The following is a 25,401-nucleotide window of genomic DNA, read 5'->3' as shown; positions in this document are numbered from 1 at the left end:
GGTCACTCCCCCTGCGACTTCGGCGTCGACGTCCACACGTAGTGGCCGTCGGGGCCGTCGATCTCGACCGCGGCCGTCGCGATCGCGGCCGTGTCCGGCTCGTCGTCGAAGAACACCTCGCAGTCGAAGGTGGTACCGATCTTCTGCGCCACCCGCTCCGGGCACTCGATGCGAGTGGGGCGCCCTGCGTTCTGGTCCAGACGCGCCTTGATGGTCCGCTCGATCTTGGTCGTGGACATCTTGGCCGGCGCCAGCGACGGGGCCGCGGTCGGCTCGGCCGACGCGGTCGACTCGGGATCGGAACCGGCGTCGTCGTCGCTGCTGCAGGACCGCAGGGCGAACAGCAGCGCTGCCACGCCCAGGAGCACGACGACGAGCGCAGCCACCTTCCGCAAACCCTTCACAGGCGCCGATCCTAGCGGTCGACGCGGGGGTGGCGTTGCTCGTCGAGCGAGGCGTTGATCGCAGCACCGATGAGCACCGCGATCGACAGGACGTACAACCACAGCAGCACGGCGATCGGAGCTGCCAGCGGGCCGTAGATCGACGTGCCGCCCGTGGAGAACCCCAGGGCCCAGCGGACGAGCAGGCTGCCGCCGATCCACAGGCCCATCGTGAAGAAGGCCCCGGGCAGCCCGGAGCGCCACGACACCTTCACGGGGACGGCCAGGTGGTAGAGCGACGCGAGGAACCCCACGGAGACGAGCAGCACCGCCGGCCAGTACAGCGGCTCCAGCACCGACAGCTGGGAGGGCACGATCGAGGCCGCCACCTCCGGCCCGGCCAGGACGAGCGGGACCACGATGATCGCGAGCGCCAGCGCCACCACGTACAGCGAGAACGACAGGGCGCGGGTCTTGACGATGCCGCGCACCCCGCCGAGCCCGTAGAGGATCGAGATCGTGTCGAGGAAGACGTTGAGCGCCCTCGACCCCGACCACAGGGCCAGCACGAAGCCGATGGACACCACGTCGATGCGGCCCGAGCTCAGCACCTCGTCCAGGGTCGGCGCGATGACCTGGTCGACGGTGCCCTGGGTCAGGGCCTGCGACGACAGGTCGAGCACGCGGTCCTTGAGCACGTCGACCTGCGCGACGTCGTAACGCTCCGCGACGAAGCCGATCGTGCCGGCGAGCCCGAAGACGAGCGGCGGCAACGACAGGATCGCGAAGAACGCGGCCTCGGCCGCGAGCCCGGTGACCCGGTGGGTGATGCAGCGCGACACGGTGCGTGCCGTGACCCGCGCCAGCAGGTCGACAGCCGCCGGGCGTGCTACCCGTTCAGCCGCCATGGCCCTACGGTATCGACATGCATCCCCTCCGCTGCGCACCGTCGCGCCAGGCGATCCCTCACGTCGATCGGGACGGCGCCGATCGGAACCGCGTCGAACGGGCCCGCGCCGCCCGCCCGTCCGGGGCGTGCGCGTGAAGCCGCTCGCCGTCGCTGCCGTCACGGCGGCCCTCACGACCGCGGTCGCCGCCTGGTCGCTGCGGGCCACCGATCCGGCCACGGCCGTGGCCGCGGTGGCGGTCGTCGCCGTGGCCGCCGCCTGGCTGGCCGGCTTCCACGACACCTCGGAGACCTCGGGTCTCGCCCTCACCGGGCCGGCGCAGCTGGTCTCCTTGACCCTGGTCGGCCGCGCCGCGGTGGGCGGAGTCCTGCCGACGCTGGCCGCCCAGGTGGTCGGAGCCGTGGCAGCAGGCGCTGCGGTCACCTCACTCGACCTGCCCGGAGGATCGCTCGTGTGGGACGAGCCCGGCCTCCTCACGGGTGGGGTGCTGGGCTTGGTGGCCGGACTCGTCCTGGCGTGGACCACGTTGGCGGCCGACACCGGCGCCGTGGCCTGGGCCGCCGCCGGGCCGGTCACCTCCGGGGCGGTGCTGGGCGTGGGACTCGCGGCCGCGGCGCACCCGGGCGCCCTGCTGGGGCTCGCCGTCGCCGGGGTCGTCGCCTGGCCCGTGGCTCTCGTGGTGGCCGCGGCGGTGCTCGTGGGGACGGCGCTGGGCACCTTCGTGGTCTCCTGGGTGTCCCCGCACGCTGCGTGACTCAGGTCACGCATCCACCTGCCGTTCCAGGCGGAACGCTCACCGGGTTCCATATTTTGGACACATGGTCCAGATGATGGACATTCCAGTTGTGGGCCCGTCCACGACCTGACCAGACTGTCCGCATGTTGATCGCGCAGACCGTCTGGCTCGTGGAGCGTCTCCACGTGGACCTCGGCCGCGCGCACACGATGATCTGTCGCTGATCCGCGCGCCCGCTGACCCTTCCGCGACGCGCGACGACACCGTCCGTCGGACGCGACCGTCGTGCGTCCTCTCCCCGAGGACCTTCATGACTTCGAGCACCACCCCGCCCCCCGCACGCACGGCACGTCGTCGCCGTGGTGAGGGCCAGTGGGCGCTCGGCTACCGCGAGCCCCTCAACGCCAACGAGCAGTCCAAGAAGGACGACAACCCGCTCAACGTGCGCGCCCGCATCGAGAACATCTACGCCCACGGCGGATTCGACAGCATCGACCCCGGCGACCTGCGGGGCCGCTTCCGCTGGTGGGGCCTCTACACGCAGCGCAAGGCCGGCATCGACGGCGGCAAGACCGCGACGCTCGAGCCGGAGGAGCTCGACGACCGCTACTTCATGCTCCGCGTCCGCGTCGACGGCGGCCAGCTGGACCTCCGGCAGCTGCGGACGATCGCCGACATCTCCGTGGAGTTCGCCCGCGACTCCGCCGACCTGACCGACCGTCAGAACGTGCAGTACCACTGGATCGACGTCCGGGACATGCCGACGATCTGGGAGCGCCTGGAGTCCGTCGGACTCTCCACCCAGGAGGCGTGCGGCGACTGCCCCCGCGTCATCCTCGGCTCCCCCGTGGCCGGCATCAGCGAGGCCGAGATCATCGACGGCCGTCCGGCCATCGAGGCGATCGAGAGCCGCTACATCGGCGACCGCGCGTTCTCCAACCTCCCGCGCAAGTTCAAGTCCGCGATCAGCGGCCACCCCGGGCACGACGTGGTCCCGCAGATCAACGACATCGCCTTCATCGGCGCCGAGCACTCCGAGCACGGCCCGGGCTTCGACCTCTGGGTCGGTGGCGGGCTCTCGACCAACCCGATGCTCGCCCAGCGGGTGGGCGTCTGGGTCCCGATCGACGAGGTGCCCGAGGTGTGGGAGGGCGTCGTCAGCATCTTCCGCGACTACGGATACCGACGTCTGCGCTCGCGTGCGCGGCTCAAGTTCCTCGTGGCCGACTGGGGCATCGAGAAGTTCCGCGAGGTGCTCGAGACCGAGTACCTCGAGCGTTCCCTCGTCGACCTCGAGGCCCCCGAGGTGCCCACCACCCCGGTCGACCACGTGGGCGTGCACCGCCAGAAGGACGGCCGGTACTACGTGGGCGTGGCGGCCACGGTCGGTCGCATCTCCGGCACGCTGCTCAACCAGGTGGCCGACGTGGTCGAGGCGCACGGCTCCGACCGCGTCGCCACGACGCCGATGCAGAAGCTCGTCGTGCTCGACGTCGAGGAGGACCGCGTCGAGTCGCTCGTGGACGCCCTCGCCGCCCTCGGCCTGTACGCCCGGCCCTCGCAGTGGCGCCGCAACACCATGGCCTGCACGGGCATCGAGTACTGCAAGCTGGCCATCGTCGAGACCAAGGCGCGTGCCCGTGACCTGGTCGACGAGCTGGAGCAGCGCGTGCCCGAGCTCGACTCGCCGATCACGATCAACGTGAACGGCTGCCCGAACTCCTGCGCCCGCATCCAGACCGCCGACATCGGCCTGAAGGGCCAGCTCGTCCTGGACGAGCAGGGCCGGCAGGTCGAGGGCTTCCAGGTCCACCTCGGCGGCGCCCTCGGGCTCGAGGCCGGGTTCGGCCGCAAGCTCCGCGCCCACAAGGTCACCGGCGAGCAGCTCCCCCACTACGTCGAGAAGCTCTCGCGCACCTACCTCGAGCAGCGCGACGGCGACGAGTCCTTCGCCCGCTGGGTCGCCCGCGCCGACGAGGAGGTCCTGCGATGACAGGCAGGGCCACGCCGTTCCACTGCCCGTACTGCGCGGACGAGGACCTGCGGCCGCACGGCGAGACCCACGGGGAGTGGGAGTGCCGAGCGTGTCAACGGGCCTTCCGCCTCGGCTTCATCGGCATCCTCTCCCCCACCCCACCCAGCACGACCGAGCCCTCTGGAAGGAGGACAGCATGACTGCACCAGCGTTGATCGCCCTGGCGCACGGCAGCCGCGACCCGCGGTCCGCCGCCACCATCACTGCCCTGACGGAGCTCGTGTCGTGCATGCGTCCCGACCTCCGCGTCACGACGGCGTTCCTCGACCACTCCGAGCCGAGCCTCGACAGCGTCGTCGACCGCCTCGTGGCCGAGGGGCACAGCGAGATCGTCCTCGTGCCCCTTCTGCTCACGGAGGCCTACCACGCGAAGGTCGACGTGCCCGAGGCCGCCGAGGCCGCTCGCGCGCGGCACGACGGGATCCGGATCCAGGTGACCGACGTGCTCGGCATCGAGTCCGCGTTCTTCCGCGTGCTCGACCGACGGCTGCGCGACGTGCTGCGCGAGAACCGGGTCCGGGAGCTGGATGCACTGGTGCTCGCGGGCGCCGGCTCCTCCGACGCCATCGCCAACGCCACCATCGCGCGCGCTGCCCGGGCGTGGGGCGCCCACCACAAGCTCCCCACGATCGCCGCGTTCGCGTCGAGCGCACCTCCCGCCGCCGGCGAGGCCGTCCGGGCCCACCGGGCCGACGGGCGTCGCAACATCGCGGTCGGCCAGCTCATGCTGGCTCCGGGCTTCCTGCCCGACCGCGTCAAGGAGCTGGCCTACGAGGCCGGTGCCGTGGCCGTGGCCGAGCCGCTCGGCGTCGACGAGGAGATCGCCGAGGTCATCCTGGCGCGCTACGCCGTGGGCGCCGTCCAGCTGGTGTCGTTCGACGCGCTGTTCACGTAGTCGCTGCACCCACCGCGTCACGATCGGGGTCCTCACGTCTCTCTCAGACGTGAGGACCCCTCTGCGCGTGACCCCCCTGCTCCTGTCGCTCCTGCTCGCGGGCGGTCTGCTCGTCGGGGTCGCACCACGCGCGACGCCGCCGGCCGCGGGCGCCGAGGCCGACGCCTCCTTCACCGTCGTGGTCCTGCCCGACCTTCAGGGCTACACCGTCTCGAGCACCTACGCCGCCACCGCCACCGCGCAGACGCAGTGGATCGCCGACCAGGCCGACGACCTCGACGTCGCGGTCGTGGCGCAGGTGGGCGACCTGGTGGAGACGCACCCGATCCCCGAGCAGTGGACGCGGGCGTCGACCTCCATGAAGGTGCTGGACGACGCCGGCGTGCCCAGCGCGGTGCTGCCCGGCAACCACGACATGGACGTGAGCACTGGCGAGGCCGTACGGTACGACGCGAGCTTCCCGGCCTCGCGGTACACCGGTGCGTCCTGGAACGGACCCGCCGCGACCTACGTGGAGGGCTACCGCGGCAACAAGAACAGCGCCGTCACGTTCGAGCGCTCGGGCATGGACTTCATGCTCCTCAGCCTCGAGTACGACCCCACCGACGCCGTCCTGGCCTGGGCGCGAGGCGTGCTCGCCGCGCACCCGGAGCACCGGGTGATCTTGTCCACCCACTCGTTCATCCACACCGCCGGCGGTCGTTCCACCACGACCACCCGCACCGACGCCGGCGCCAACACGCCGCAGCAGGTATGGGACGAGCTCGTGCAGCCGAGCTGCCAGATCTTCCTGGTCGTCAACGGCCACTGGCACGACGGGCCCGACCGCACCGAGGCCCGCCGCGCCGACGCCAACGCCTGCGGCCGCCCGGTGCAGCAGATCCTGTCCGACTACCAGGACCGCCCCAACGGTGGCGACGGCTGGCTGCGCACCTACCGGTTCGACCCGGCGGCCGACACGATCACGGCCGCCACCTACTCCCCCACGCTCGCCCGCTACGAGACCGACGCCGACAGCGCCTTCACCCTCGCCTACGACATGACGAGCGGCACCACCCCGCCCCCGATGACGACACCGACGACCTTGGTCGGTGCCGGGTCGTCGTGGACCTACCGCTACGACAACACCACCCTGCCCACCACCTGGAACACCCCCGGCTTCGACGCCTCCACCTGGCGCACCGGCAACGCCGTCCTCGGCTTCGGCACGACGTCCCCGCCCCCACCACCAACCGCCCCCGCAGCGCCCAGCTCCGCCGCACCTTCACCATCGACGACCCCACCACGCTCTCCGACATCACCCTCACCACCCGAGCCGACGACGGGATCGCCCTCTACCTCAACGGCACCGAGCTCACCCGCAAGAACCTGCCCACCGGCACCCTCGGCCGCGACACCTACGCCACCGCCGCACCCCGCACCAGCGCAGCCCTCGCCGCACCCGTCACCGTCACCATCCCCGCCAGCGCCCTCCGCACCGGCACCAACACCCTCGCCGCCAGCGTCCACCTCAACTACCGCGGCACACCCGACCTCACCTTCGACGCCACCCTCACCGCAGACCGGCTGAGGGAGGTCAGACCCCGAGACGTCGCTTCTGCTCGTCGACGTCGTAGTCGGCCTTCGGCCACTGCGGGTCGAGGCCGCGCAGGTGCTCCAGCAGCAGCGTGCCGACGGCCCAGTTCCGGTACCACTTGCGGCCGCTGGGCACGACGTGCCACGGCGCGTGCTCCGTGGACGTCCGCTGGAGCACCAGGTCGTACGCGGCCTGGTACTCGTCCCAGAGCTCACGCTCGTCCATGTCGCCCGGGTTGAACTTCCAGTGCTTGGTGGGATCGTCCAGGCGCGCAGCCAGGCGCTCCGCCTGGTCCTCCGGGCTGATGTGCAGCAGGCACTTCAGGAGCGTGCCCCCGGCGTCGACGTAGCGACGCTCGAAGTCGTTGATGGCGTCGTAGCGCCGTTCGATCTCGTCGGCGTCCGCGAGCGACCGGACCCGACCGATCAGGACGTCCTCGTAGTGCGACCGGTCGAACACGCCCAGCACGCCGCCGGCCGGGAGCTGCTGCTCGATCCGCCAGAGGAAGTCGTGCGCCAGCTCCTCCTCGGTGGGTCTCTTGAACGAGGCGATGCGCACGCCGAGCGGACTCACCAGCCCGACCACCTTCTCGATGACGCCTCCCTTGCCCGAGGTGTCCATCCCCTGGAGGACGAGCAGGACGGACCGCTCACCCCCGGTGGCGCCCTCGGCGTGGAGCCGCTCCTGCAGGTCGGCCAGCTCGGGGCCCAGTGCAGCGAGGGCCTCGAGGGCGTCGTCCTTCGCACCGTCGAAGCCGGGTGTCGACCTGGAGTCGACGTCGGCGAGGGAGGTGGTGCCCGACAGCGTGCTGCTCAGGGTCTGCGTCATGGCGTCACCGTACCTAGGCTGTGCGTCATGGCCCTGCCGACGATCGACCCCGCGCTCTACGCCTACCCCGACGTCGACCGGGCCTGGGTCCGCGTGAACTTCGTGTCGAGCGTGGACGGTTCGGCCCAGGGCCCGGACGGCGTCTCCGGCATGCTCGGGACCGACGCCGACCAGGCCGCCTTCGACCTCCTGCGCGACCTCTGCGACGTCGTCCTCGTGTCCGCCGGCACGGCGCGCGCCGAGGACTACGGCCCGATCGAGGACGGCGTGCTGGCCCTGGTGAGCCGCAGCCTCGACGTCCCCGAGCGTCTGCGCGTGCCCGGGGTCCTCGTCGTGGCACCGGCCGACGTCGACGGGCAGAAGGTCGACGCGCTCGAGGCGGCCGGCGTCGAGGTGCTCACGACCGGTGACGCGGACATCGACTGGCCCGCGGTGCTGGACGAGCTCGGCCGGCGCGGACTTCGGCGCGTGCTGTGCGAGGGCGGGCCGTCCCTGCTCGGCACGTTGACCACCCTGGACCTCGTGGACGAGCTGTGCCTGACGCTCTCGCCCGTGCTCGTGGCCGGTGAGGGCCGACGGATCTCCGTCGGGGACGAGACGACCGACGTGCCCCTCCGCCTCGCGCACGCGCTCGACGTCGAAGGGACCCTGCTCACCCGGTGGGTGCGCGACCGCTGACCGGATCGACGAGGACCGGCCAGGCGTGGCCGAAGGGCACCTCGTCGTGCTCGCCCAGCGCTGCCAGCACCGACGGCAGCATCGCCTTCGCCGTGCGCTTGTAGCCCAGCGAGCTGGGGTGGAACCGGTCGAGGCTGAACATCTCGTCCGGGTTCGTGACGAAGAACGGACCGACGACGTCGGCCAGCGACACCACGTAGGCGCCGTGCCGCAGGGCCACCTCGCGCTGGGCCGAGGCCAGCTGGCGTGACGCGCGTGCCCCGAGCGCGCGCAGCGGCTGCGGCACCGGGGTCAGTGCGCCGAGGTCCGGGCACGTCCCCACCACGACGGCGCTGCCCTTCGCCCGCAGGGCCACGACGCACTTCTCGAGGTGCCCGACCGACTCCGCCACCGGCACCCGGTGCGTCACGTCGTTGCCGCCCACCACGACGATCGCGACGTCGGGGACGTAGTCGAGCGGAAGGGTGGCCAGCTGCGCGTCCAGCATGCTGCTCTCGGACCCGACCACGGCGGCCGTGCGCAGGCGCACCGCACGGTCCGTCCGCTTGGCGACCTGACGCGCCAGCCGCGCCCCCAGGGTGCCCCGCGGTCCGTCGGCACCCAGCCCGGCTGCGATCGAGTCGCCGAGGACCAGCAGGTCGATCGTGGCGCCGAGCCGCTTCTTGAAGACCCGGTCGGCGCGCGGCGCGTCCTCGCCCAGGGGCTTGCCGATGGCCGCGCGCGCCGCCGCCGCCTGGTGCTGCAGCACCGCACGGGCACCGAGTGCAGCCGCCACGGTGGCCGTCGTCGTCACCAGCAGTCCGGTCGTCACCACGCGTCGCACGTCCACAGGGTCGTTCCTCCCACACGCTCGTGAACGCGTGGACACTTGCACCTGAACGTAGGCTGGAGACATGTCCGACCAGGTGGAACAGAACAGCTACGACGTCGAGAAGTCCGACGAGGAGTGGCGCGCCGAGCTCAGCGCCGCCGAGTACCACGTGCTCCGCGAGGCGGGCACCGAGCGGCCCTTCAGCTCCTCCTTCGAGACCGACACGACGAAGGCGGCGTACGCCTGTCGGGCGTGCGGCTCCGAGCTCTTCCGCAGCGACACCAAGTTCGACGCGCACTGCGGCTGGCCGGCGTTCTACGCGCCCCTGGCCGAGGACCGCGTGCAGTACATCGAGGACCGCTCGATGGGCATGCGCCGCGTCGAGGTCCGCTGCGCGAGCTGCGGCTCGCACCTCGGCCACGTGTTCGAGGGCGAGGGCTTCCCCACCCCGACCGACCAGCGCTTCTGCATCAACGGCATCAGCCTGACCCAGGTCCCCGACTGATCTGCTCGCTCACCCTGGTTCTCACCCACTCACCCTGGCGTGCACGCGATGGTGAGTGGGTGAAGACCGTGGTGGGCTCGTGATTCCCATCAGCTGATGGGAATCACGATCACGGGTCAGGGCCAGAGGGCCGTGAGGTCGGCAGGGTCGTGGCGACGGCCGGTGTAGAAGGGGATCTCCTCGCGGACGTGGCGGCGGGCGGTGCTGGCGCGCAGGTCGCGCATGAGGTCGACGATGCGGTGCAGGTCGTCGGCCTCGAACGCCAGGAGCCACTCGTAGTCGCCCAGCGCGAACGAGGCCACCGTGTTGGCGCGCACGTCGGGGTACGGGCGGGCCTGCATGCCGTGCTCCTTCAGCATCGCGCGGCGCTCCTCGTCGGGGAGCAGGTACCACTCGTAGGACCGCACGAACGGGTACACGCACACCCAGTCGCGGACCGTCTCGTCGGCCATGAAGGCGGGCACGTGCGACTTGTTGAACTCGGCCGGGCGGTGCAGCGCGGTCTGGGACCACACCGGCGCCATGCGCGAGCCGAGGGCGGTCCGCCGGAAGGCGTTGTACGCGGCCTGGAGCGCCTCGGCGGTCTCGGCGTGCCACCAGACCATCAGGTCGGCGTCGGCACGCATGCCGCTCACGTCGTAGAAGCCACGGACCACCACGTCGTCACCGGCGAGACGCTCGACCAGCGCGTCGACCTCCGCCGCCTCGGCGGCACGGTCGGCGTCGCCGAGCACCCGCTCGAGCCTGAAGACCGACCACATCGTGTAGCGGATGGTCTCGTTGATCTCCTTGGCCAGCTTTCCCTGGTTCGGCAGACGATCGCTCATGGCACCATCCTCCCCCGCTCGTCTACCGGGCGAGGAGGCGGGCTGCGGCCTCTCGTGCCGACCCGATCACGGCGGGCACCCCGACGCCGCGGTAGGCCGCTCCGCAGACCTCGAGGCCGTCGACCCGGGCCACCGCGGCCTCGACGGTCGCCACCCGCGACAGGTGGCCGACGTCGTACTGCGGGAGCCCGCCGCCCCAGCGCTGCACGTGGGCGGACTGCACGGACGGGAGCGACCCGTAGGCCGCAGCGAGGTCGGTCAGCGCCAGGTGGGCGACCTGCTCGTCGTCCTGGTGGAGCACCCCCGTGTCGCCCGCGCGGCCGATCGACGCCCGCACGACCGTGCGGTCCCCGGCGACCTCGGCCAGCCAGGCCCACTTGTGGGTCGAGATGGTGGAGCCCTTCACGACCGTGCCGTCGATCGGCGGCACGAGGAACCCGGACCCCTCGACGTCGATGGGGCCGTCGAGCACGAAGGTCGCGATGGCCATCGAGGCGTAGTCGATCGCCGCGAGGGAGAACGCCGCCGGCGGCGCGGCCTCCGCGAGCAGGCGCGCAGCGGCCGGCGCGGGTGCGGCCACGACGACGGCGTCGAAGGCCAGGGTCTCGATGGCCGACGTCGGCCCGACGTGGAGCTCCCAGCCGCCGTCGACGGAGGTGATCGCGCGGACGGTCGACCGCAGCCGGACGTCGAGGCCGCCGTGCTCGACGACGCGGTGCGGCAGGGTGCCGACCCCGCCGACGATCCCGGCGAACACCGGGGTCTCCAGCGTGCGGGTCTCCGCCCGGGTCCGAGCGGCGCCCGCGAGGGGGTCCTCGCCGAGGGCCAGCACCTGCGGCGCCGCCGCCCGCAGCGAGAGCCGGTCGGCGTGCCCGGCGTAGACCCCACCGAGGAGCGGCTCGACCATCCGGTCCACGACCTCCCGGCCGAGACGCGGCTCCAGGAAGGCGGTCACCGAGACGTCGTCCTCGGGCACGGGAAGGGCGTGCCCGACGGGCCGCTCGGCGACGATGCCCGAGGCCTCGAGGGCGTCGAGGTCCGCCGGGACGCCCATGACGGTCGGCGGCAGGGGCCGCAGGGCCCCCCGGGTCCAGATCGACGCCGACGTGGTCGCGGGGTGGGTGAGCTCGGCGCCCACCCGTGTCGCGAGGTCGACGGCCTCGGGACGTCGCGCGAGCAGCGACTCGGCCCCGACGTCGACCCGCAGGTCGCCCACCCGGTCGACGTGCAGCTTCCCGCCGATCCGGTCCGATCCCTCGAGCACGACGACGTCGCACCCGGCCTCGACCAGGTCGAGCGCCGCCGTCAGCCCGGCGATGCCGGCGCCCACCACCGCGACGCGCATCAGACCCGCTCGTACCCGTGCACGAAGTCCACCAGGCCCTTCACGGCGTCGGGGTCGGTCTGCGGCAGCACCCCGTGCCCCAGGTTGAAGACGTGGCCACGGGCGCTGCGCCCGCGCTCGATGGCCGCCGCGGCCTTCGTGTGCAGCACGTCGGCCGGCGCGAACAGCAGCGTCGGGTCCAGGTTCCCCTGCACCGACCGGCCCGGGCCGACCTTCTCGATGGCGCGGTCGAGCGGAACCCGCCAGTCCACGCCCACGACGTCGGCGCCGACGTCACCCATCTGGTCGAGCAGCTCGCCCGTGCCGACACCGAAGTGGATGCGCGGCACGCCGAGGTCGGCCACGGACTCCAGCACCCGGCGCGAGTGGGGCGCCACGTAGGTCTCGTAGTCCGACGGCGAGAGCGTCCCGGCCCACGAGTCGAACAGCTGCACGGCCGACGCGCCGGCCTCCACCTGGATCCGCAGGAAGTCCGCCGCGATGTGGGACAGCCGCTCCAGCAGGTCGTTCCACAGGCCGGTCTGGGAGTACATCAGCTGCTTGGTGATGCGGTGGTCGCGCGAGGGCCCGCCCTCGACGAGGTAGGACGCCAGCGTGAAGGGCGCCCCGGCGAAGCCGATGAGCGGCGTCGCGCCCAGCTCGCCGACGAGGGCGCGGGCCGCGGCCGCGATGCTCTCGACGTCGTCGGGCTCGAGCCGGCGCAGCTGCTCGAGCTGACCCCGGCGGCGGATCGGGTCGGCGATGACCGGCCCCGTCCCGGGGACGATGTCGAGGTCGACGCCGATGGCCTTCAACGGCACGACGATGTCGGAGAAGAAGATCGCGGCGTCGACGCCGTAGCGCCGCACCGGCTGCATCGTGATCTCCACGACCAGGTCGGTCGAGAAGCACGAGTCGAGCATGGCCACGCCCTCGCGGATCCTCAGGTACTCGGGCAGGTGCCGGCCCGCCTGACGCATGAACCACACGGGGACGCGGCTCGTGGGCTCGCCACGGCAGGCGCGCAGGAAGTCGCTGTCGGCGGTGATGTCGGAGGGGGAGGTGCTCACCGGCCGATTCTCGCAGGGACAGGGCCGAAGGGTGCAGCCGCGGTGCCGGGCCCTGCGTGTCGGGACCCCGACGCGGCCCGGAGTGCCTACGATCGGCCTGTGGGCGTCCGCAGCGAGATCGATCACACTCCTCCAGCGTTCCTGGCTGCCCTGGAGCAGCTGCACGCCGCACCCTTGCGCCCGGAGGTCGCGATCGACGAGATCCCGGCACCGCAGCGCATCGCCCCGCACGCCCACGCGCTCAGCGGCGACGTGGAGGTCGCCGGCGACGACGTCGCCACCGGGCGCTTCATCCTGCTCCACGACCCCGCGGGCAACGACGCCTGGAACGGCGAGTTCCGCTGCGTCACCTTCGCCCGCGCCGAGGTCGAGGCCGAGATGGCCGCCGACCCCGCCCTGGCCAGCGTCGGCTGGAGCTGGCTGGTCGACGCGCTCGCGACCCACGGCGGCACGCACACGGCGGCCAGCGGGAGCGTCACGGTCGTCACCACCGAGACGTTCGGCGAGATGGCCGACGACGCCGGGTCCGCCCAGGTCGAGGTGCGCGCGTCGTGGACGCCCACCTCCGAGGTCGGCGCCCACGTCGCGGCCTGGTCCGAGCTGCTGTGCACCCTCGCCGGGCTTCCCCCGCTGAGCCCCGGGGTGGTCCCGCTGCAGCGACGTCGAGGACGTCGTTGAGCTCGTCCGCGTCGGACACGCCCGGGAGCGAGGAGGTCGCTCCCCCGCTGCCGCGCCTGCAGCTGCGTGATCCGCTCCCTCCGGTCATCGACACCGTCGACGACTACGTCAACTACTGCGCCCGGGTCTCCCTCGGCTCCGGGCCCGTCGCCCTCGACGCCGAGCGCGCCTCCGGCTACCGCTACTCCCAGCGCGCCTACCTGGTCCAGGTGCGACGCGACGGCAGCGGCACCGGTCTCGTCGACCCGATCGCGTTCGACGACCTCACCGACCTCGACGAGGCGATCGGTGACGCGGAGTGGATCCTGCACGCCGCCACCCAGGACCTTCCGTGCCTGGCCGAGATCGGCCTGCGTCCCACCGCGCTGTTCGACACCGAGCTCGCCGGGCGGTTGCTGAACCTGCCTCGGGTCGGGCTGGCCTCGCTCGTGGAGCACTACCTCGGACTCAGCCTGGCCAAGGAGCACTCCGCGGCCGACTGGTCCACCCGCCCGCTGCCCGAGCCGTGGCTCGAGTACGCGGCGCTCGACGTCGAGGTGCTGATCGAGCTGCGCAACCTGATCGAGGCCGACCTCGAGAGGACCGGCAAGCGGGAGTGGGCCGCCCAGGACTTCGAGGCCCTGCTGTCGTTCACCGGTGCACCTCAGCGCGAGGAGCGCTGGCGTCGCACCTCCGGCATCCACCGCGCCCGTGGTCGACGCACCCTGGGTCTCGTCCGAGCGATCTGGGAGGCGCGCGACCGCATCGCCGAGCAGCGCGACACCACCCCGGGCCGCATCCTGCCCGATGCCTCGATCCTCGAGATCGCCCGCGAGGCACCGCGCGACGCCTCCGCGCTCCGCCAGCTCTCGGTCATGCGCTCGCGCGGTCCGCGCCGCTTCGTCCAGGAGTGGCTCGACGCCGTCGAGGAGGGTCTGGCCCTGGCGGAGGACGAGCTGCCACACTCCACGCCGAACCGCGAGGGACCGCCTCCGCCGCGCGCCTGGGCCGACAAGCACCCCGAGGCCGCGGCACGCCTGGCCGCCGCCCGCGAGGCCGTCGCGCGCATCGCCGAGCAGAACGACCTGCCGACCGAGAACCTCATCTCCCCCGGGCTGGTCCGCGCCCTGGCCTGGGAGCCCCCGAGCACCCCCGACGTCGCCCACGTCGGCGATGCGCTGGCCGAGGCCGGCGCCCGCCCGTGGCAGGTCGAGCTCGTCGCGACCGACCTGGCCGCCGCCCTGCAGCCGTAGGCGATCTCACAGGCGCAGCCCTGTCAGGCAAGGCGAACCTGAGTAGCATGTCGTTGTGCTCGCCAACTTCCTGATCGGCCTGCGCGAGGGACTCGAGGCCAGCCTCGTCGTCAGCATCCTGCTGGCCTACCTCGTGCGGACCGACCGTCGCCACGACGCCCGGTACATCTGGCTCGGCGTCGGGGGCGCCATCGCGCTCGTGGTCGTGGTGTTCACGGTCGTCACGCTCGTGTTCGAGCAGCTGCCCTTCGTCTGGCAGGAGGCCGTCGGCGGAACGCTGTCGATCCTGGCCGCAGCGCTGGTCACGTGGATGATCTTCTGGATGCGGCGCACCGCACGGGGGCTCAAGCGCGAACTCGAGGGAGAGCTCGCCACCGCCGTCGAGCTCGGACCCCTGGCGATCGCCACGGTGGCGTTCCTGACGGTGGGTCGCGAGGGCCTGGAGACGGCCGCCATCATCTGGGCCACCATCTCGGGCAGCTACACGGCGGAGCCGTTCGTCGGGGCGATCAGCGGCATCCTCGTCGCGGTGGGCCTCGGCTACCTCATCTACCGGGGAGCCGTGCGCATCAACCTGGCGACCTTCTTCACCGTCACCGGCGCGCTGCTGGTCGTGGTCGCCGCCGGGGTCCTGGCCTACGGGATCCACGACCTGCAGGAGGCCGGCATCCTGCCCGGTCTCGGCACGCTCGCGTTCGACGTGTCCAGCACCATCCCGCCCGACAGCTGGTACGGGACCCTGCTGAAGGGGACCGTCAACTTCCAGCCGAACCCCACCGTGCTGCAGGTCGTGGCCTGGGTCGCTTACCTGGTCCCGGTGCTGTGGATCTACCTGCGTCCGCGTCGCACGGCGGCGACGGTCGGCTCGGCGGCCTGATCCGGTGGCGGGCTACGCCCCGGCGGATACGGTGGTGCCCATGCCAGCCCGGTGTCCGCGATGAGCGACTTCCATCGCCCGTCCCTGCCGGGGCAGAAGCTGTTCGAGGCGCTCGCGCACGACACCGATCCCGCCGAGGTGGCTGCTGCCGGTCACCGCATCGCGCACCTGCTGGTGCGCGGCCCGCTGGACCGCGACGACCGCGAGCTGGTGGACCGGGTGCTGCACCTCTCCGACGCCGAGGGACTCGGCGTCATCGCCGAGCTCTGGTCGCACGCCGCGCCCGACACGCTCTCGGGAGCCCTGTGGCGGTTGTACCTGCTGCGTGAGTGGGTGCACCGCCAGCCACGGCAGGCCGCCGCGGAGTTCGCCGCCGGCCGCGGCTTCGCCCCGGTCCACGAGGTGCTCGCCGGCGTCGTCGAGCCCCCGGGCGCCGACGAGGTGGTGGCGCTCGTCGACACCGTCGTGCGCGGCATCGTCGTGACCGACCTCGACGTCGTCCTCGACCGGGCGGCCGCGTTCGCCCATATCGTGGGAGTAGGTCGCGGACAGCTCGACGACGGCGATGCGCACAGCGCGGCCCGGCTCCTCGACATGGCCCAGCACCTGCGCCGTTCGGCGGCGCTGGAGCGGTCCGGCTCCCTGCACTGACGGGCACCGCAGCCCTGCGTGGGATGTGTCACGAGGTCAGGTCGGCTCGTCGCTTGTGTGGGCCGGCGAGCGAGTTAGGCTGGTGCACGCGCCGGGTCGGTGCAAGCCCCGGGTCCCAAATGAAGCCGCTACGAGCGGCCACGCGCCGTGAGGCGCTTCCCGGCCCGGCGCATCACTCCTCGGCCCATCCCCGACGCCTCAGGAAGGCGCGAAGGTCGTGTACGACTGACGTGCGGCCCCGATCTCGGACAGGGCCGCGAGGTCGTCCCCGGACGGCAGCCAGCCGACCGCGTCGGCGTTGGCGCGCACCTGCTCGGGGCGGGTCGCACCGGCGATCACGCTCGTCACGGCGTCCTGGGCCGCCAGTCCGCCCATGGCCACCTGCAGGAGGGTGAGGTCCCGCTCGTCGGCGAAGGTCTGCAGTGCCTCGATCCGCTCCCAGTCGGCCCCGGCGAGCCGCTCCGTCTGCGCTGCGAGACGGGTCCCGGACGGAGCGTCCTCGCCGCGCCGGTACTTGCCGGTGAGCAGTCCGTAGGCCAGCGGGAAGTACGGCAGCAGCCCGACGTCGAGCTGCTCGCACGCCGGGACCAGCTCCACCTCCGCCGTGCGGTTGTACAGCGAGTACTCGTTCTGCGCGGTCGCGAAGCGGGCCAGGTCCGCCGACCGGCTGCGCCAGTCGGCGTCGACCAGCTGCCAGGCCTGGAAGTTCGAGCAGCCGATCGCGCGCACGGTGCCCGCCTGCACCAGGGCGTCGAGCGCCTCGAGGGTCTCCTCGACCGGCGTCAGCGGGTCGGGGGTGTGCAGCTGGTAGAGGTCGACGTGGTCGGTGCCGAGCCGACGCAGGCTGGCCTCCACGGCCGTGCGCACGTACGCGGCGCTCCCCCGCCGCCCGCCGTCGTCGCCGTTGCGGCCCTGCATGTCCATGCCGAACTTCGTGGCCACCACGACGTCGTCGCGTCGCGAGCCCAGCGCGGCACCCAGCAGCTCCTCGCTCGCTCCCAGCCCGTAGGTGTCGGCGGTGTCGAAGAACGTCACGCCGCGGTCGATCGCGGCGTCGACGACCTCCTGCACCTGGTCGGCGTCGATCCGACTGCCGAAGGCGTTGCACCCGATGCCGACGACGGGCACCTGGATGCCGGAATGACCGAGGGGACGCTGCGCGAGATCCATGCCACCGAGACTAGGACCCCGACCAGGCGGGTGACCCCCGTGGCCGCGTCCACCGGCTCCACGCGCACGTCGCCTAGACTGCAGCGCATGCCTGGACCCCGTCGCACGCTGGCCGCCGCCGTGTGCGCCGCCGTGGTCGGGCTGTTCCTCGTGGCCGGGGTCGGGGTCGCGCAGGCGTCGCCGCAGCACCGGGCCACCATGGTGCACGCGTCGTCGGCCACGCACCACGCCGCCCACGTGCGGTCCACCGGCGACCACACCGACCACCGGGACCTCGACCTGTGGTCCCTCCCGCCGGTCGAGGCGGACCAGGCTCCCGAGCTCGAGCGCGGCGCGGCCCCGGTCCACGCCGTCGTGCCCGTGCCCGGGCAGGCGGTGCGCCCGCTCGTACGAGGTCCTCCGGCTGCCTGAGGTCCCCGTCCAGCAGCCCGCCACCACCTCGAAAGTCCTTCCATGAGCAACCGTGCACCTCTGTGGCGCGCGATCACGGCCTTCGCCGTCCTCGCCGCCTCCCTCGCCTTCGCGTACTTCAAGCCGGCCAACCTCGGACTGGACCTGGAGGGCGGCACCCAGATCGTCCTCGAGACCCAGAGCACCGACCGGATCGAGGCCGACGCGGAGTCCACCGCCCGAGCGCTGGAGGTCATCCGCGGCCGCGTCGACGCCCTCGGCGTGGCCGAGCCGACGCTGGCGCAGTCGGGCGACCGGCGCATCATCGTCGAGCTGCCGGGCGTCCAGGACCCCCGTGAGGCGGCCGAGGTCATCGGCCAGACCGCCCAGCTGTCGTTCCACGAGGTGCTGAGCCCGGCCACCGAGGGCCAGGAGCCCGAGGAGGGCCAGGTCGTCGCCGCCGACGAGCAGGGCCAGCCGCTCCTGCTCGGACCCACGGTCATCGACGGCGAGGGCGTCTCCGACGCGCAGGCCGCCCAGCCGCAGCAGAGCATCGGCCAGTGGGTCGTCAACGTCGACTTCGCCGGCGAGGGACGTTCGGGCTGGCGCGACCTCGTCGCCGCGGCCTGCGCCAACACCGCGGGCGGGAACCGGGTCGCGATCCTGCTCGACGAGGACATCATCTCCTCCCCCGCCGTCCAGCCCGACCTGTGCACGTCGGGCGGCGGCAACAGCACCAGCATCACGGGCAGCTTCACGCAGGCCGAGGCCGACGACCTCGCCGTGCTCATCAAGGGCGGCGCGCTCCCCGTGCCGGTCGAGGTCATCGAGCAGCGCACCGTCGGCGCCACCCTCGGTGCCGCCGCCATCGACGCCTCCATCGAGGCCGGCATCATCGGCATCATCCTGACCGGCCTGTTCATCGTGCTCGTCTATCGCGCCATCGGGTTCATGGCCACGCTCGGCCTGGCCACGTACGCCGCCATCTCCTACGGCCTGCTCGTCTGGATCGGGGCGACCCTGACCCTGCCCGGACTGGCCGGCTTCGTCCTGGCCATCGGACTGGCGATCGACGCCAACGTGCTCGTGTTCGAGAGAGCGCGTGAGGAGTACGAGAAGAACGGCAACCTCCACCTGTCGCTGACGACCGGCTTCAACAAGGCGTGGTCGGCCATCCTCGACTCGAACGTCACCACGATCCTCGCGGCGGGGCTGCTGTTCGTCCTGGCATCCGGCCCGGTCAAGGGCTTCGGCGTGACGCTGACCATCGGCACGATCGCGTCGATGTTCTCGGCGCTGGTCGTCGCGAGGGTGCTCACCGAGTGGGCCGTGAAGCGGTCCGTGCTGCGCAAGCGTCCGGGCGTCACCGGCATCGCCAACACCGGACCCGTGCGCAAGTGGCTCAACGAGCGCGGTCCCGACCTGATGAAGCGCAGCGGCACGTGGATCGCGATCACGCTGGTCGTCGCCGGTGTGTCGGTCAGCGGCATCCTGCTGCGCGGTCTCAACCTCGGTGTCGAGTTCACCGGCGGCCGGATCCTGGAGTTCTCCACCGCCCAGACGGCCGACGTCGAGGACGTCCGCACGGCCGTCTCCGACGCGGGCTTCCCGCGTGCCGTCGTGCAGGAGTCCTCCGGCGACGGACAGAGCGAGAACGTCACCGTCCGGCTCGACGACATCTCCAACGAGGAGGCCGTCCAGGTCGAGGAGGCGGTCGAGACCGTTGCCGGCGAGGCCACCAAGGAGAGGGACGAGCTGATCGGCCCGAGCCTGGGCAAGGAGCTGCGCGACAAGGCGCTCATCGCCTTCGGCATCGCGATCGCCGCCCAGATGCTCTACCTCGCGTGGCGGTTCCGCTGGACCTACGCGGTCTCGGCCCAGCTGTCCATGTCGTCGGTGGTGCTGACGGTCGTCGGCATCTTCGCCTGGTGGGGCAAGCCGATCGACGGCGTGTTCCTGGCTGCGGTCCTCTCGATCATCGGCCTCGCGGTCAACGACACCATCGTGGTGTTCGACCGCATCCGTGAGCACACCGGCGACAACCGCGGCCGCAAGCTACGGGAGGTCGTGAACGAGGCGATCCTGCAGACGATCCCCCGCACCGTGAACACCGGCCTCGGCGCGATGTTCATCCTGGCTGCGCTCGCGGTCCTCGGCGGCGACTCGCTCACCGACTTCGCGATCGCCCTGCTCCTCGGCCTGTCGATCGGCATCCTGTCGACGATCTTCACCGCGTCCGCCCTGGCGGTCGTGCTGGAGGAGCGCTGGCCGCACGACCCGGAGCGGAAGCCCAAGGTCGTCGACAAGTACGCCCAGATCGACGACGGACGCAGCGCCGACGGTGCCGTCGTCTGAGCCGACCCCGGTGAGGAGCTGCCGCCCGCCCACGTGGTGACGGCGGCAGCGCCTCGGGGTCGCCCGCATCGGCCGGGTGGCAGGATGAGCAGCATGCGCATCGCGAATCACGTGGTCGACCTCGTGGGCGGCACCCCGCTCGTGAAGTTGTCCAGCGTCGTCCCGGCAGGATCTGCCCTGGTGGCGGCCAAGATCGAGTACCTCAACCCCGGCGGCAGCTCCAAGGACCGCATCGCCGTCAAGATGGTGGACGAGGCCGAGGCCTCCGGTGCCCTCAAGCCCGGCGGGGTCATCGTCGAGCCGACGTCGGGCAACACCGGGGTCGGGCTCGCGCTGGTGGCCCAGCAGCGCGGGTACACCTGCATCTTCGTCTGCCCCGACAAGGTCAGCGAGGACAAGCGCAACACCCTGCGCGCCTACGGGGCCGAGGTCGTCGTGTGCCCCACGGCCGTGCCGCCCGAGCACCCCGACAGCTACTACAACGTCTCCGACCGCCTGGTGCGCGAGACCCCGAACGCCTGGAAGCCCGACCAGTACTCGAACCCGGCCGGGCCCGCCTCGCACTACGAGACGACCGGTCCGGAGATCTGGGCCGACACCGACGGCACGGTCACCCACTTCGTCGCAGGCGTCGGGACCGGCGGCACGATCACCGGCGCCGGGCGGTACCTCAAGGAGGTCTCCGGCGGCCGAGTCAAGGTCGTCGGCGCCGACCCCGAGGGATCGGTGTACTCCGGCGGCACGGGCCGCCCGTACCTCGTGGAGGGCGTGGGCGAGGACTTCTGGCCGAGCGCCTACGACCCCGAGATCGCCGACGAGATCATCGCCGTCTCCGACGCCGACGCCTTCGACATGACGCGGCGCCTCGCCCGCGAGGAGGGCCTGCTCGTCGGCGGCTCCTGCGGCATGGCCGTCGTCGCCGCCCTCCAGGTCGCCGAGCGCGAGGGTCCCGACGCCGTCGTCGTCGTGCTGCTGCCCGACGGGGGCCGCGGGTACCTGTCCAAGATCTTCAACGACGACTGGATGTCGTCGTACGGGTTCCTGCGCGAGCCGCTCGACGGCCGGACCGACCGCCCCAGCGTCGGCGACGTGCTGCGCCGCAAGAGCGGCGACCTGCCGGCACTCGTGCACACGCACCCGTCCGAGACCATCCGCGACGCCATCGAGATCCTGCGCGAGTACGGGGTCTCCCAGATGCCCGTCGTCGGCGCGGAGCCGCCCGTCGTCATCGGTGAGGTCGCGGGCAGCGTCAGCGAGCGCACGCTCATCAGCGCCGTCTTCGAGGGCCGCGCCGCCCTCACCGACCCGGTCTCCAAGCACATGGAGGCGCCGCTCCCCCTGCTGGGCGCCAACGAGGACCTCGACGCGGCCCTCGAGGCGCTCGGCGAGAGCGACGCCGTCATGGTCATCGAGGACGGCAAGCCGCTGGGCGTCCTCACCCGTCACGACCTCCTGGGGGTTCACGTATGAGCGACGAGAAGAGCCAGCACGAGCTCGACCCGCGCGGCTTCGCGACCCGTGCGATCCACGCCGGCCACGAGCCCGACCCGGCCACGGGTGCGGTCAACGTCCCGATCTACGCCTCCAGCACCTTCGCCCAGGACGGCGTCGGCGGCATGCGCGGCGGCTACGAGTACGCCCGCACCGGCAATCCCACGCGCGCGGCCCTCGAGGCCAACCTCGCGTCGCTGGAGGACGGCCGGCACGGCCGGGCGTTCTCGTCCGGCATGGCTGCCACCGACGCCGCCCTGCGGACCCTGCTTCGTCCCGGCGACCACCTCGTGATCCCCGACGACGCCTACGGCGGGACCTTCCGGCTCATCGACAAGGTGTTCACGCAGTGGGGCATCTCCTACACCCCGGTGGCCGTCAACGACGTCGACGCGGTGCGCGCCGCGATCACGTCCGCCACCAAGGTCGTGTGGGTCGAGACGCCCACCAACCCGCTGCTCAACATCGCCGACATCGAGCGCGTGGCCGAGGTCGCCCACGACGCAGGCGCACGCTTCGTGGTCGACAACACGTTCGCCTCGCCCTACCTGCAGCAGCCGTTGAGGCTCGGTGCCGACGTGGTGCTGCACTCGACCACCAAGTACCTGGGCGGCCACTCCGACGTCGTGGGTGGCGCGCTCGTGACCGACGACGCCGAGCTCGACGCCGGGTTCGGCTTCCTGCAGAACGGTGCAGGCGGGGTCCCCGGGCCGTTCGACGCCTACCTCACGTTGCGTGGCGCCAAGACGCTCGCGGTCCGCATGGAGCAGCACTGCACCAACGCCGAGGCGGTCGTCGACCTGCTCGTCGGCCATCCCGCCGTGGCCTCGGTCCTGTACCCGGGTCTGCCGGACCACCCGGGCCACGAGGCAGCCGCGCGCCAGATGCGCCGGTTCGGCGGCATGGTGTCGCTGCGCCTGGCCGGAGGACGTCAGGCCGCGCTCGACCTGTGCGCCCGCACGAGCATCTTCACCCTGGCCGAGAGCCTCGGCGGCATCGAGTCCCTCATCGAGCACCCCGGCGCGATGACCCACGCCTCCACGGCCGGTTCCGTGCTCGAGGTCCCCGACGACCTGGTGCGTCTCAGCGTGGGCATCGAGGACACCGCAGACTTGCTGGCCGACCTCGAGCAGGCACTCGCCTGATCGAGCCGTGACGTCGGGTCAGCCGACGTCGCGGCCCCGCTCGGCGTCGGAGGGCGTGACCATGTCGACCTCGAGCTCCTCGCGCTCGAGGTCGGCGAAGAGGTCCTGCTCGTCGACCGCCGCCGGCGGTGCGGGCACGGCCGGCTCCGGCTCGGGCGCCGCCGCGACAGGCCCGACCTGCGGCGCCGTGTCGGCGGCGAGCTCGGGGGCGTTCAGCTTCCGCACGTGCGTGTCCTCGATGGTGGCGATGCTGCCGAGCTGGGCGGCCTCGTCGACGGCGTCGAGCTTGCGGGCGGTGGAGATGACCTGGCGATCGAGCGAGCCGACGAGCTTGTTGTAGTCGTCGACGGAGCGCTCGATCGTGCGGCCGAGCTTGGACACGTGGCCCGAGAGCGTGCCGAGGCGCTTGTAGAGCTCGCGGCCGAGCGCGACGAGCTCGAGCGCGTTCTCGGCCATCTGCTCCTGCTTCCAGGTGAGCGCGACGGTCTTGAGCACGGCCCAGAGGTTGACCGGGGTCGCCAGCGCGATGCCCTGGCTGTAGGCGTGCTCCATGAGACCGGGATCGGCGTCGAGCGCGTCGTTGAGGATCGCCTCGTTGGGGATGAACGCGATCGTGAACTCGGGGCTCTCCTCCAGCCCGGTCCAGTACTGCTTGGAGGCGAGGGTGTCGACGTGCGACTTGACGGCCCGGGCGTGCTGGAGGCGGACCTGCTTGCGCCGGTCGTCGTCGAGCTCGTCGCGGTAGGCCTCGATGAACGCGCGGTACGGCACCTTGGCGTCGATCGCCAGGCGCTTGCCCCCGGGCAGGTTGATGACCATGTCGGGGCGGCGTGCACCGCTGTCGGCCGTGATCGACTCCTGCACCGAGTAGTCGATGCGGTTGAGCAGCCCGGCCGACTCCACGAGCGTGCGCAGCTGGGTCTCGCCGTAGGTGCCGCGGACGGCGTTGTTGCTCAGGGCGGCGGACAGCGCCTCGGCCGCCTGCTTGGACTGCGCCGCCGTCTCGCGGGTGACCCGGAGCTGCTCGGCCAGCTGGCCGTGCTGCTCGGCGCGCTGCTGCTCCAGCTCGTCGACCTTGGCCTGCATGCCCTTGAGCTGGGCGGCCACGGGAGCCAGCTGCTGCAGCACCTTGCTCTCGGCGGCACCGGAGGCCTCACGCTTCTGCTCCTCGCGCCGGTGACGCTCCACCGCGTCGCGGTACTGCTGCTGCGCGACGCCGACCTGCTCACGCAGCTCCTTGGCCTCCGCCGCGACCGCGGCCAGACGCGCCTCCACCGCGGCACGTGCCGAGGCGAGCGAGCTCTCGAGCTGCGCCTGCTCGACGGCGGCCGCGTGCCGGACCTCGGCCAGCTGCACCTGGGCGTCGTGCCGGAGCTCGCTGATCTCGGCGGTGTGCCGCGCCTCGACCACGGCGGGGTCCTCGTGACCGCAGACCACGTCCTGCCGACGCGCACGATCCACCAGGGCACCGACCACCGCACCGAGCGCGATGCCCACCAGCAGACCGAGCAGAAGTGCCGTCGAGGAAGCCATGGCCCGAGTCTCCCAACCAGGACCGACAGAAGCGTGGAGGCGTGCCGTGGCCCGGCGCGTGGACCCGCCCGACGCGACCCGAACGTCCTCGCGGGGCTCGGACGGGTGGGTCGGCCCCTCTACCCTGGACGCCATGCCCGACTCCCCCGACACCCGCGAGCGCTCGTTCCTGAGCGGACTGTCGTGGTTCCAGGTCCTGGCCGGCGCTCTCGCCGCGATGACGTCGGCCTGGGTCGCCTCGGCGCTGGGCGTGGGCGGCACGATCATCGGCGCGGCGCTCGGCAGCCTCGTCGTGACGATCACGTCGACCTTCTACGCCAGCACGCTCGACCGTGGCCGCACCCTCATCGTCCAGACCGACAGCGGCACGTTCGTCGAGACCGACGTCGAGCCCGGTCACACCGCCGAGGCGCTCGCCGCCGTGAGCGAGGCCACCCACGAGCAGGTCAAGGGCGCCGAGGTGGTCGAGGACCCTCGTCGGTCCATCCGCTGGAGGACGGTCGCGCTCACCACGGCGATCATCCTGGCGGTGTCCGGCCTCGCGATGGGCGCCTACGAGATCGTCACCGACAAGGCCTACGGCTCCGATCCCGACAACGCCCGGATCGGCAACCCGTTCGGCGGTGGGAGCAAGGCCGAGCCCACCGAGGACGCCGAGCCGCGGGAGTCCTCGTCGCCCGACCCGGCCGCCACGCCGACGCCGACCCGCCGGCCCACGGCCACCGCGACGCCCACCCCGACGGCCACCCCCACGCCCACGCCCGCACCGACCGCCACGGCCACCACCGAGCCACCCGTCGACCAGGAATGAACGGACCCGACCCGACGTTGACCAGCGCGATCACGACCCCGTGACCTCTGGGAGGAGGACCCCATGACCATCTACCTGACCCCGAACCTGTCCGACGAGAAGATCGCCGCGATGGACGCCTTCGAGGCCTTCCGCCTGGGTGAGGAGCTGTTCGACTCGCGCTACCCCCGCGACGCCGTGCGGGTCCTGCGGCGTGTGGTCGACGAGGTGCCCGACAACGCGTCGGCGTGGGAGCTGCTCGCGCGCTCGCACTTCGCCGCGGCGCAGCTGGCACCCGCGGAGGCCGCCTTCCGTCGGCTCATCGCGCTCGAGCCGACGAGCGGCTGGGCGCACACGGCCCTCGGTCTGACGCTGGACCGGCAGAGCCGCCACCGCGAGGGGGCGGCGATGCATCGCCTCGCCGCGGCCCTGGGCGAGTCGGCGCGCGACGCCACCCGCGTCGAGCTGGTCGACCGGCCGGCCACCTGAGTCGTGGCCGCCCCGAACCCTCCG

Annotated in this window: 25 protein-coding genes; 16 read left to right on the top strand and 9 right to left on the bottom strand. The window is 72.2% G+C overall.

Annotation, left to right across the window (positions count from 1 at the left end):
* Window positions 1-2: 2 nt before the first annotated feature.
* Together ASF37_RS14120 and ASF37_RS14115 are read right to left on the bottom strand one after the other, a co-directional pair.
* Window positions 3-404, bottom strand: coding sequence for a DUF4333 domain-containing protein (locus ASF37_RS14120; RefSeq protein WP_156368088.1), 402 nt, complete (start codon window positions 402-404; stop codon window positions 3-5).
* An 11-nt stretch (window positions 405-415) separates the two neighbouring features.
* A complete protein-coding gene (locus tag ASF37_RS14115) occupies window positions 416-1,291 on the bottom strand; it encodes a YihY/virulence factor BrkB family protein (RefSeq protein WP_055970563.1) in 876 nt (291 codons plus the stop codon).
* Window positions 1,292-1,424: 133 nt separating this feature from the next.
* Here ASF37_RS14115 and ASF37_RS14110 point away from each other — a divergent pair, with 133 nt between their 5' ends.
* The 4 genes from ASF37_RS14110 (at window position 1,425) to ASF37_RS14095 (ending at window position 6,527) form a co-directional block, all read left to right on the top strand.
* The gene (locus ASF37_RS14110; RefSeq protein WP_156368089.1) at window positions 1,425-2,045 is read left to right on the top strand and encodes a hypothetical protein; all 621 of its coding nucleotides are present in this window, start codon (window positions 1,425-1,427) and stop codon (window positions 2,043-2,045) included.
* A 292-nt stretch (window positions 2,046-2,337) separates the two neighbouring features.
* Window positions 2,338-4,020, top strand: coding sequence for a nitrite/sulfite reductase (locus tag ASF37_RS14105; RefSeq protein ID WP_055970567.1), 1,683 nt, complete (start codon window positions 2,338-2,340; stop codon window positions 4,018-4,020).
* 178 nt (window positions 4,021-4,198) lie between these two features.
* Window positions 4,199-4,957 carry a sirohydrochlorin chelatase gene (locus ASF37_RS14100; RefSeq protein WP_055970569.1) on the top strand — a complete coding sequence of 253 codons (759 nt, stop codon included), beginning with the start codon at window positions 4,199-4,201 and terminating at the stop codon, window positions 4,955-4,957.
* A gap of 67 nt (window positions 4,958-5,024) precedes the next feature.
* Window positions 5,025-6,527: a metallophosphoesterase gene (locus ASF37_RS14095; protein ID WP_056581268.1), complete on the top strand. Its 1,503-nt coding sequence runs from the start codon at window positions 5,025-5,027 to the stop codon at window positions 6,525-6,527.
* Between the two features lie 6 nt (window positions 6,528-6,533).
* Here ASF37_RS14095 and ASF37_RS14090 read toward each other — a convergent pair whose 3' ends face one another.
* On the bottom strand, window positions 6,534-7,361 hold the full coding sequence (locus ASF37_RS14090; protein ID WP_056581265.1) for a PPK2 family polyphosphate kinase: 828 nt from the start codon (window positions 7,359-7,361) through the stop codon (window positions 6,534-6,536).
* A 27-nt stretch (window positions 7,362-7,388) separates the two neighbouring features.
* Between ASF37_RS14090 and ASF37_RS14085 the strand changes: the two genes are divergently transcribed.
* Window positions 7,389-8,039, top strand: a complete 651-nt coding sequence (locus ASF37_RS14085; protein WP_056581261.1) for a dihydrofolate reductase family protein — start codon at window positions 7,389-7,391, stop codon at window positions 8,037-8,039.
* Here the strand turns inward: ASF37_RS14085 and ASF37_RS14080 are convergent.
* Entirely contained in the window at window positions 8,014-8,868 is an 855-nt protein-coding gene (locus ASF37_RS14080) for an SGNH/GDSL hydrolase family protein (RefSeq protein ID WP_235500008.1), read from the bottom strand. The two genes, ASF37_RS14085 and ASF37_RS14080, sit on opposite strands and share 26 nt — an antisense overlap.
* A 64-nt stretch (window positions 8,869-8,932) precedes the next feature.
* On the opposite strand from ASF37_RS14080, the gene msrB reads away from it, so the two are divergent.
* Window positions 8,933-9,355 carry a peptide-methionine (R)-S-oxide reductase MsrB gene (gene msrB / locus ASF37_RS14075; RefSeq protein WP_055965946.1) on the top strand — a complete coding sequence of 141 codons (423 nt, stop codon included), beginning with the start codon at window positions 8,933-8,935 and terminating at the stop codon, window positions 9,353-9,355.
* Between the two features lie 116 nt (window positions 9,356-9,471).
* Here the strand turns inward: msrB and hemQ are convergent, their stop codons facing one another.
* The 3 genes from hemQ to hemE are packed head-to-tail and all read right to left on the bottom strand — an operon-like array spanning window position 9,472 to window position 12,576.
* Entirely contained in the window at window positions 9,472-10,182 is a 711-nt protein-coding gene (gene hemQ / locus ASF37_RS14070) for a hydrogen peroxide-dependent heme synthase (protein WP_055965944.1), read from the bottom strand.
* 22 nt (window positions 10,183-10,204) lie between these two features.
* The gene (gene hemG / locus ASF37_RS14065; protein WP_056555728.1) at window positions 10,205-11,527 is read right to left on the bottom strand and encodes a protoporphyrinogen oxidase; all 1,323 of its coding nucleotides are present in this window, start codon (window positions 11,525-11,527) and stop codon (window positions 10,205-10,207) included.
* Complete coding sequence (hemE, locus tag ASF37_RS14060; RefSeq protein ID WP_056581257.1) at window positions 11,527-12,576, bottom strand: uroporphyrinogen decarboxylase; 1,050 nt, start codon at window positions 12,574-12,576, stop codon at window positions 11,527-11,529. The genes hemG and hemE overlap by 1 nt, the downstream gene beginning before the upstream one ends.
* Window positions 12,577-12,675: 99 nt before the next feature.
* Here hemE and ASF37_RS14055 point away from each other — a divergent pair, with 99 nt between their 5' ends.
* From ASF37_RS14055 to ASF37_RS14040, 4 genes are read left to right on the top strand one after another with little or no spacing between them, the layout of a single operon-like run.
* Complete coding sequence (locus ASF37_RS14055) at window positions 12,676-13,254, top strand: DUF3000 domain-containing protein (protein WP_055965937.1); 579 nt, start codon at window positions 12,676-12,678, stop codon at window positions 13,252-13,254.
* Window positions 13,251-14,486: an HRDC domain-containing protein gene (locus ASF37_RS14050; RefSeq protein WP_055965935.1), complete on the top strand. Its 1,236-nt coding sequence runs from the start codon at window positions 13,251-13,253 to the stop codon at window positions 14,484-14,486. The genes ASF37_RS14055 and ASF37_RS14050 overlap by 4 nt, the downstream gene beginning before the upstream one ends.
* 55 nt (window positions 14,487-14,541) lie before the next feature.
* Window positions 14,542-15,363: an iron uptake transporter permease EfeU gene (gene efeU / locus ASF37_RS14045; protein WP_055965932.1), complete on the top strand. Its 822-nt coding sequence runs from the start codon at window positions 14,542-14,544 to the stop codon at window positions 15,361-15,363.
* Window positions 15,364-15,423: 60 nt separating this feature from the next.
* Complete coding sequence (locus ASF37_RS14040; protein ID WP_055965930.1) at window positions 15,424-16,014, top strand: hypothetical protein; 591 nt, start codon at window positions 15,424-15,426, stop codon at window positions 16,012-16,014.
* A gap of 198 nt (window positions 16,015-16,212) precedes the next feature.
* Here the strand turns inward: ASF37_RS14040 and ASF37_RS14035 are convergent, their stop codons facing one another.
* Window positions 16,213-17,184, bottom strand: a complete 972-nt coding sequence (locus ASF37_RS14035) for an aldo/keto reductase (RefSeq protein ID WP_056555725.1) — start codon at window positions 17,182-17,184, stop codon at window positions 16,213-16,215.
* Between the two features lie 87 nt (window positions 17,185-17,271).
* Between ASF37_RS14035 and ASF37_RS14030 the strand changes: the two genes are divergently transcribed.
* The 4 genes from ASF37_RS14030 to ASF37_RS14015 all read left to right on the top strand — a co-directional run bounded on the left by ASF37_RS14030 (window position 17,272) and on the right by ASF37_RS14015 (window position 22,565).
* Entirely contained in the window at window positions 17,272-17,595 is a 324-nt protein-coding gene (locus ASF37_RS14030) for a hypothetical protein (protein WP_056581255.1), read from the top strand.
* 42 nt (window positions 17,596-17,637) lie between these two features.
* Window positions 17,638-19,929 carry a protein translocase subunit SecD gene (secD, locus tag ASF37_RS14025; protein ID WP_055965925.1) on the top strand — a complete coding sequence of 764 codons (2,292 nt, stop codon included), beginning with the start codon at window positions 17,638-17,640 and terminating at the stop codon, window positions 19,927-19,929.
* A gap of 93 nt (window positions 19,930-20,022) precedes the next feature.
* Window positions 20,023-21,399, top strand: coding sequence for a cystathionine beta-synthase (locus ASF37_RS14020; protein ID WP_055965922.1), 1,377 nt, complete (start codon window positions 20,023-20,025; stop codon window positions 21,397-21,399).
* Complete coding sequence (locus tag ASF37_RS14015; protein WP_055965920.1) at window positions 21,396-22,565, top strand: cystathionine gamma-synthase; 1,170 nt, start codon at window positions 21,396-21,398, stop codon at window positions 22,563-22,565. The genes ASF37_RS14020 and ASF37_RS14015 overlap by 4 nt, the downstream gene beginning before the upstream one ends.
* 18 nt (window positions 22,566-22,583) lie before the next feature.
* Here ASF37_RS14015 and rmuC read toward each other — a convergent pair whose 3' ends face one another.
* Window positions 22,584-24,098, bottom strand: a complete 1,515-nt coding sequence (gene rmuC / locus ASF37_RS14010; protein ID WP_055965918.1) for a DNA recombination protein RmuC — start codon at window positions 24,096-24,098, stop codon at window positions 22,584-22,586.
* A 133-nt stretch (window positions 24,099-24,231) separates the two neighbouring features.
* Between rmuC and ASF37_RS17250 the strand changes: the two genes are divergently transcribed.
* Both ASF37_RS17250 and ASF37_RS16965 read left to right on the top strand, forming a co-directional pair.
* The gene (locus tag ASF37_RS17250; protein WP_055965917.1) at window positions 24,232-24,909 is read left to right on the top strand and encodes a hypothetical protein; all 678 of its coding nucleotides are present in this window, start codon (window positions 24,232-24,234) and stop codon (window positions 24,907-24,909) included.
* Window positions 24,910-24,972: 63 nt separating this feature from the next.
* Window positions 24,973-25,377: a tetratricopeptide repeat protein gene (locus ASF37_RS16965; protein WP_056576449.1), complete on the top strand. Its 405-nt coding sequence runs from the start codon at window positions 24,973-24,975 to the stop codon at window positions 25,375-25,377.
* The last annotated feature ends 24 nt before the right edge of the window (window positions 25,378-25,401 follow it).

Source organism: Aeromicrobium sp. Leaf289, from assembly GCF_001423335.1.
Classification (GTDB): Bacteria; Actinomycetota; Actinomycetes; order Propionibacteriales; family Nocardioidaceae; genus Aeromicrobium.
The sequence above is the reverse complement of the archived record's forward strand: the minus strand, read 5'-3'. Positions and strand labels throughout refer to the sequence as shown.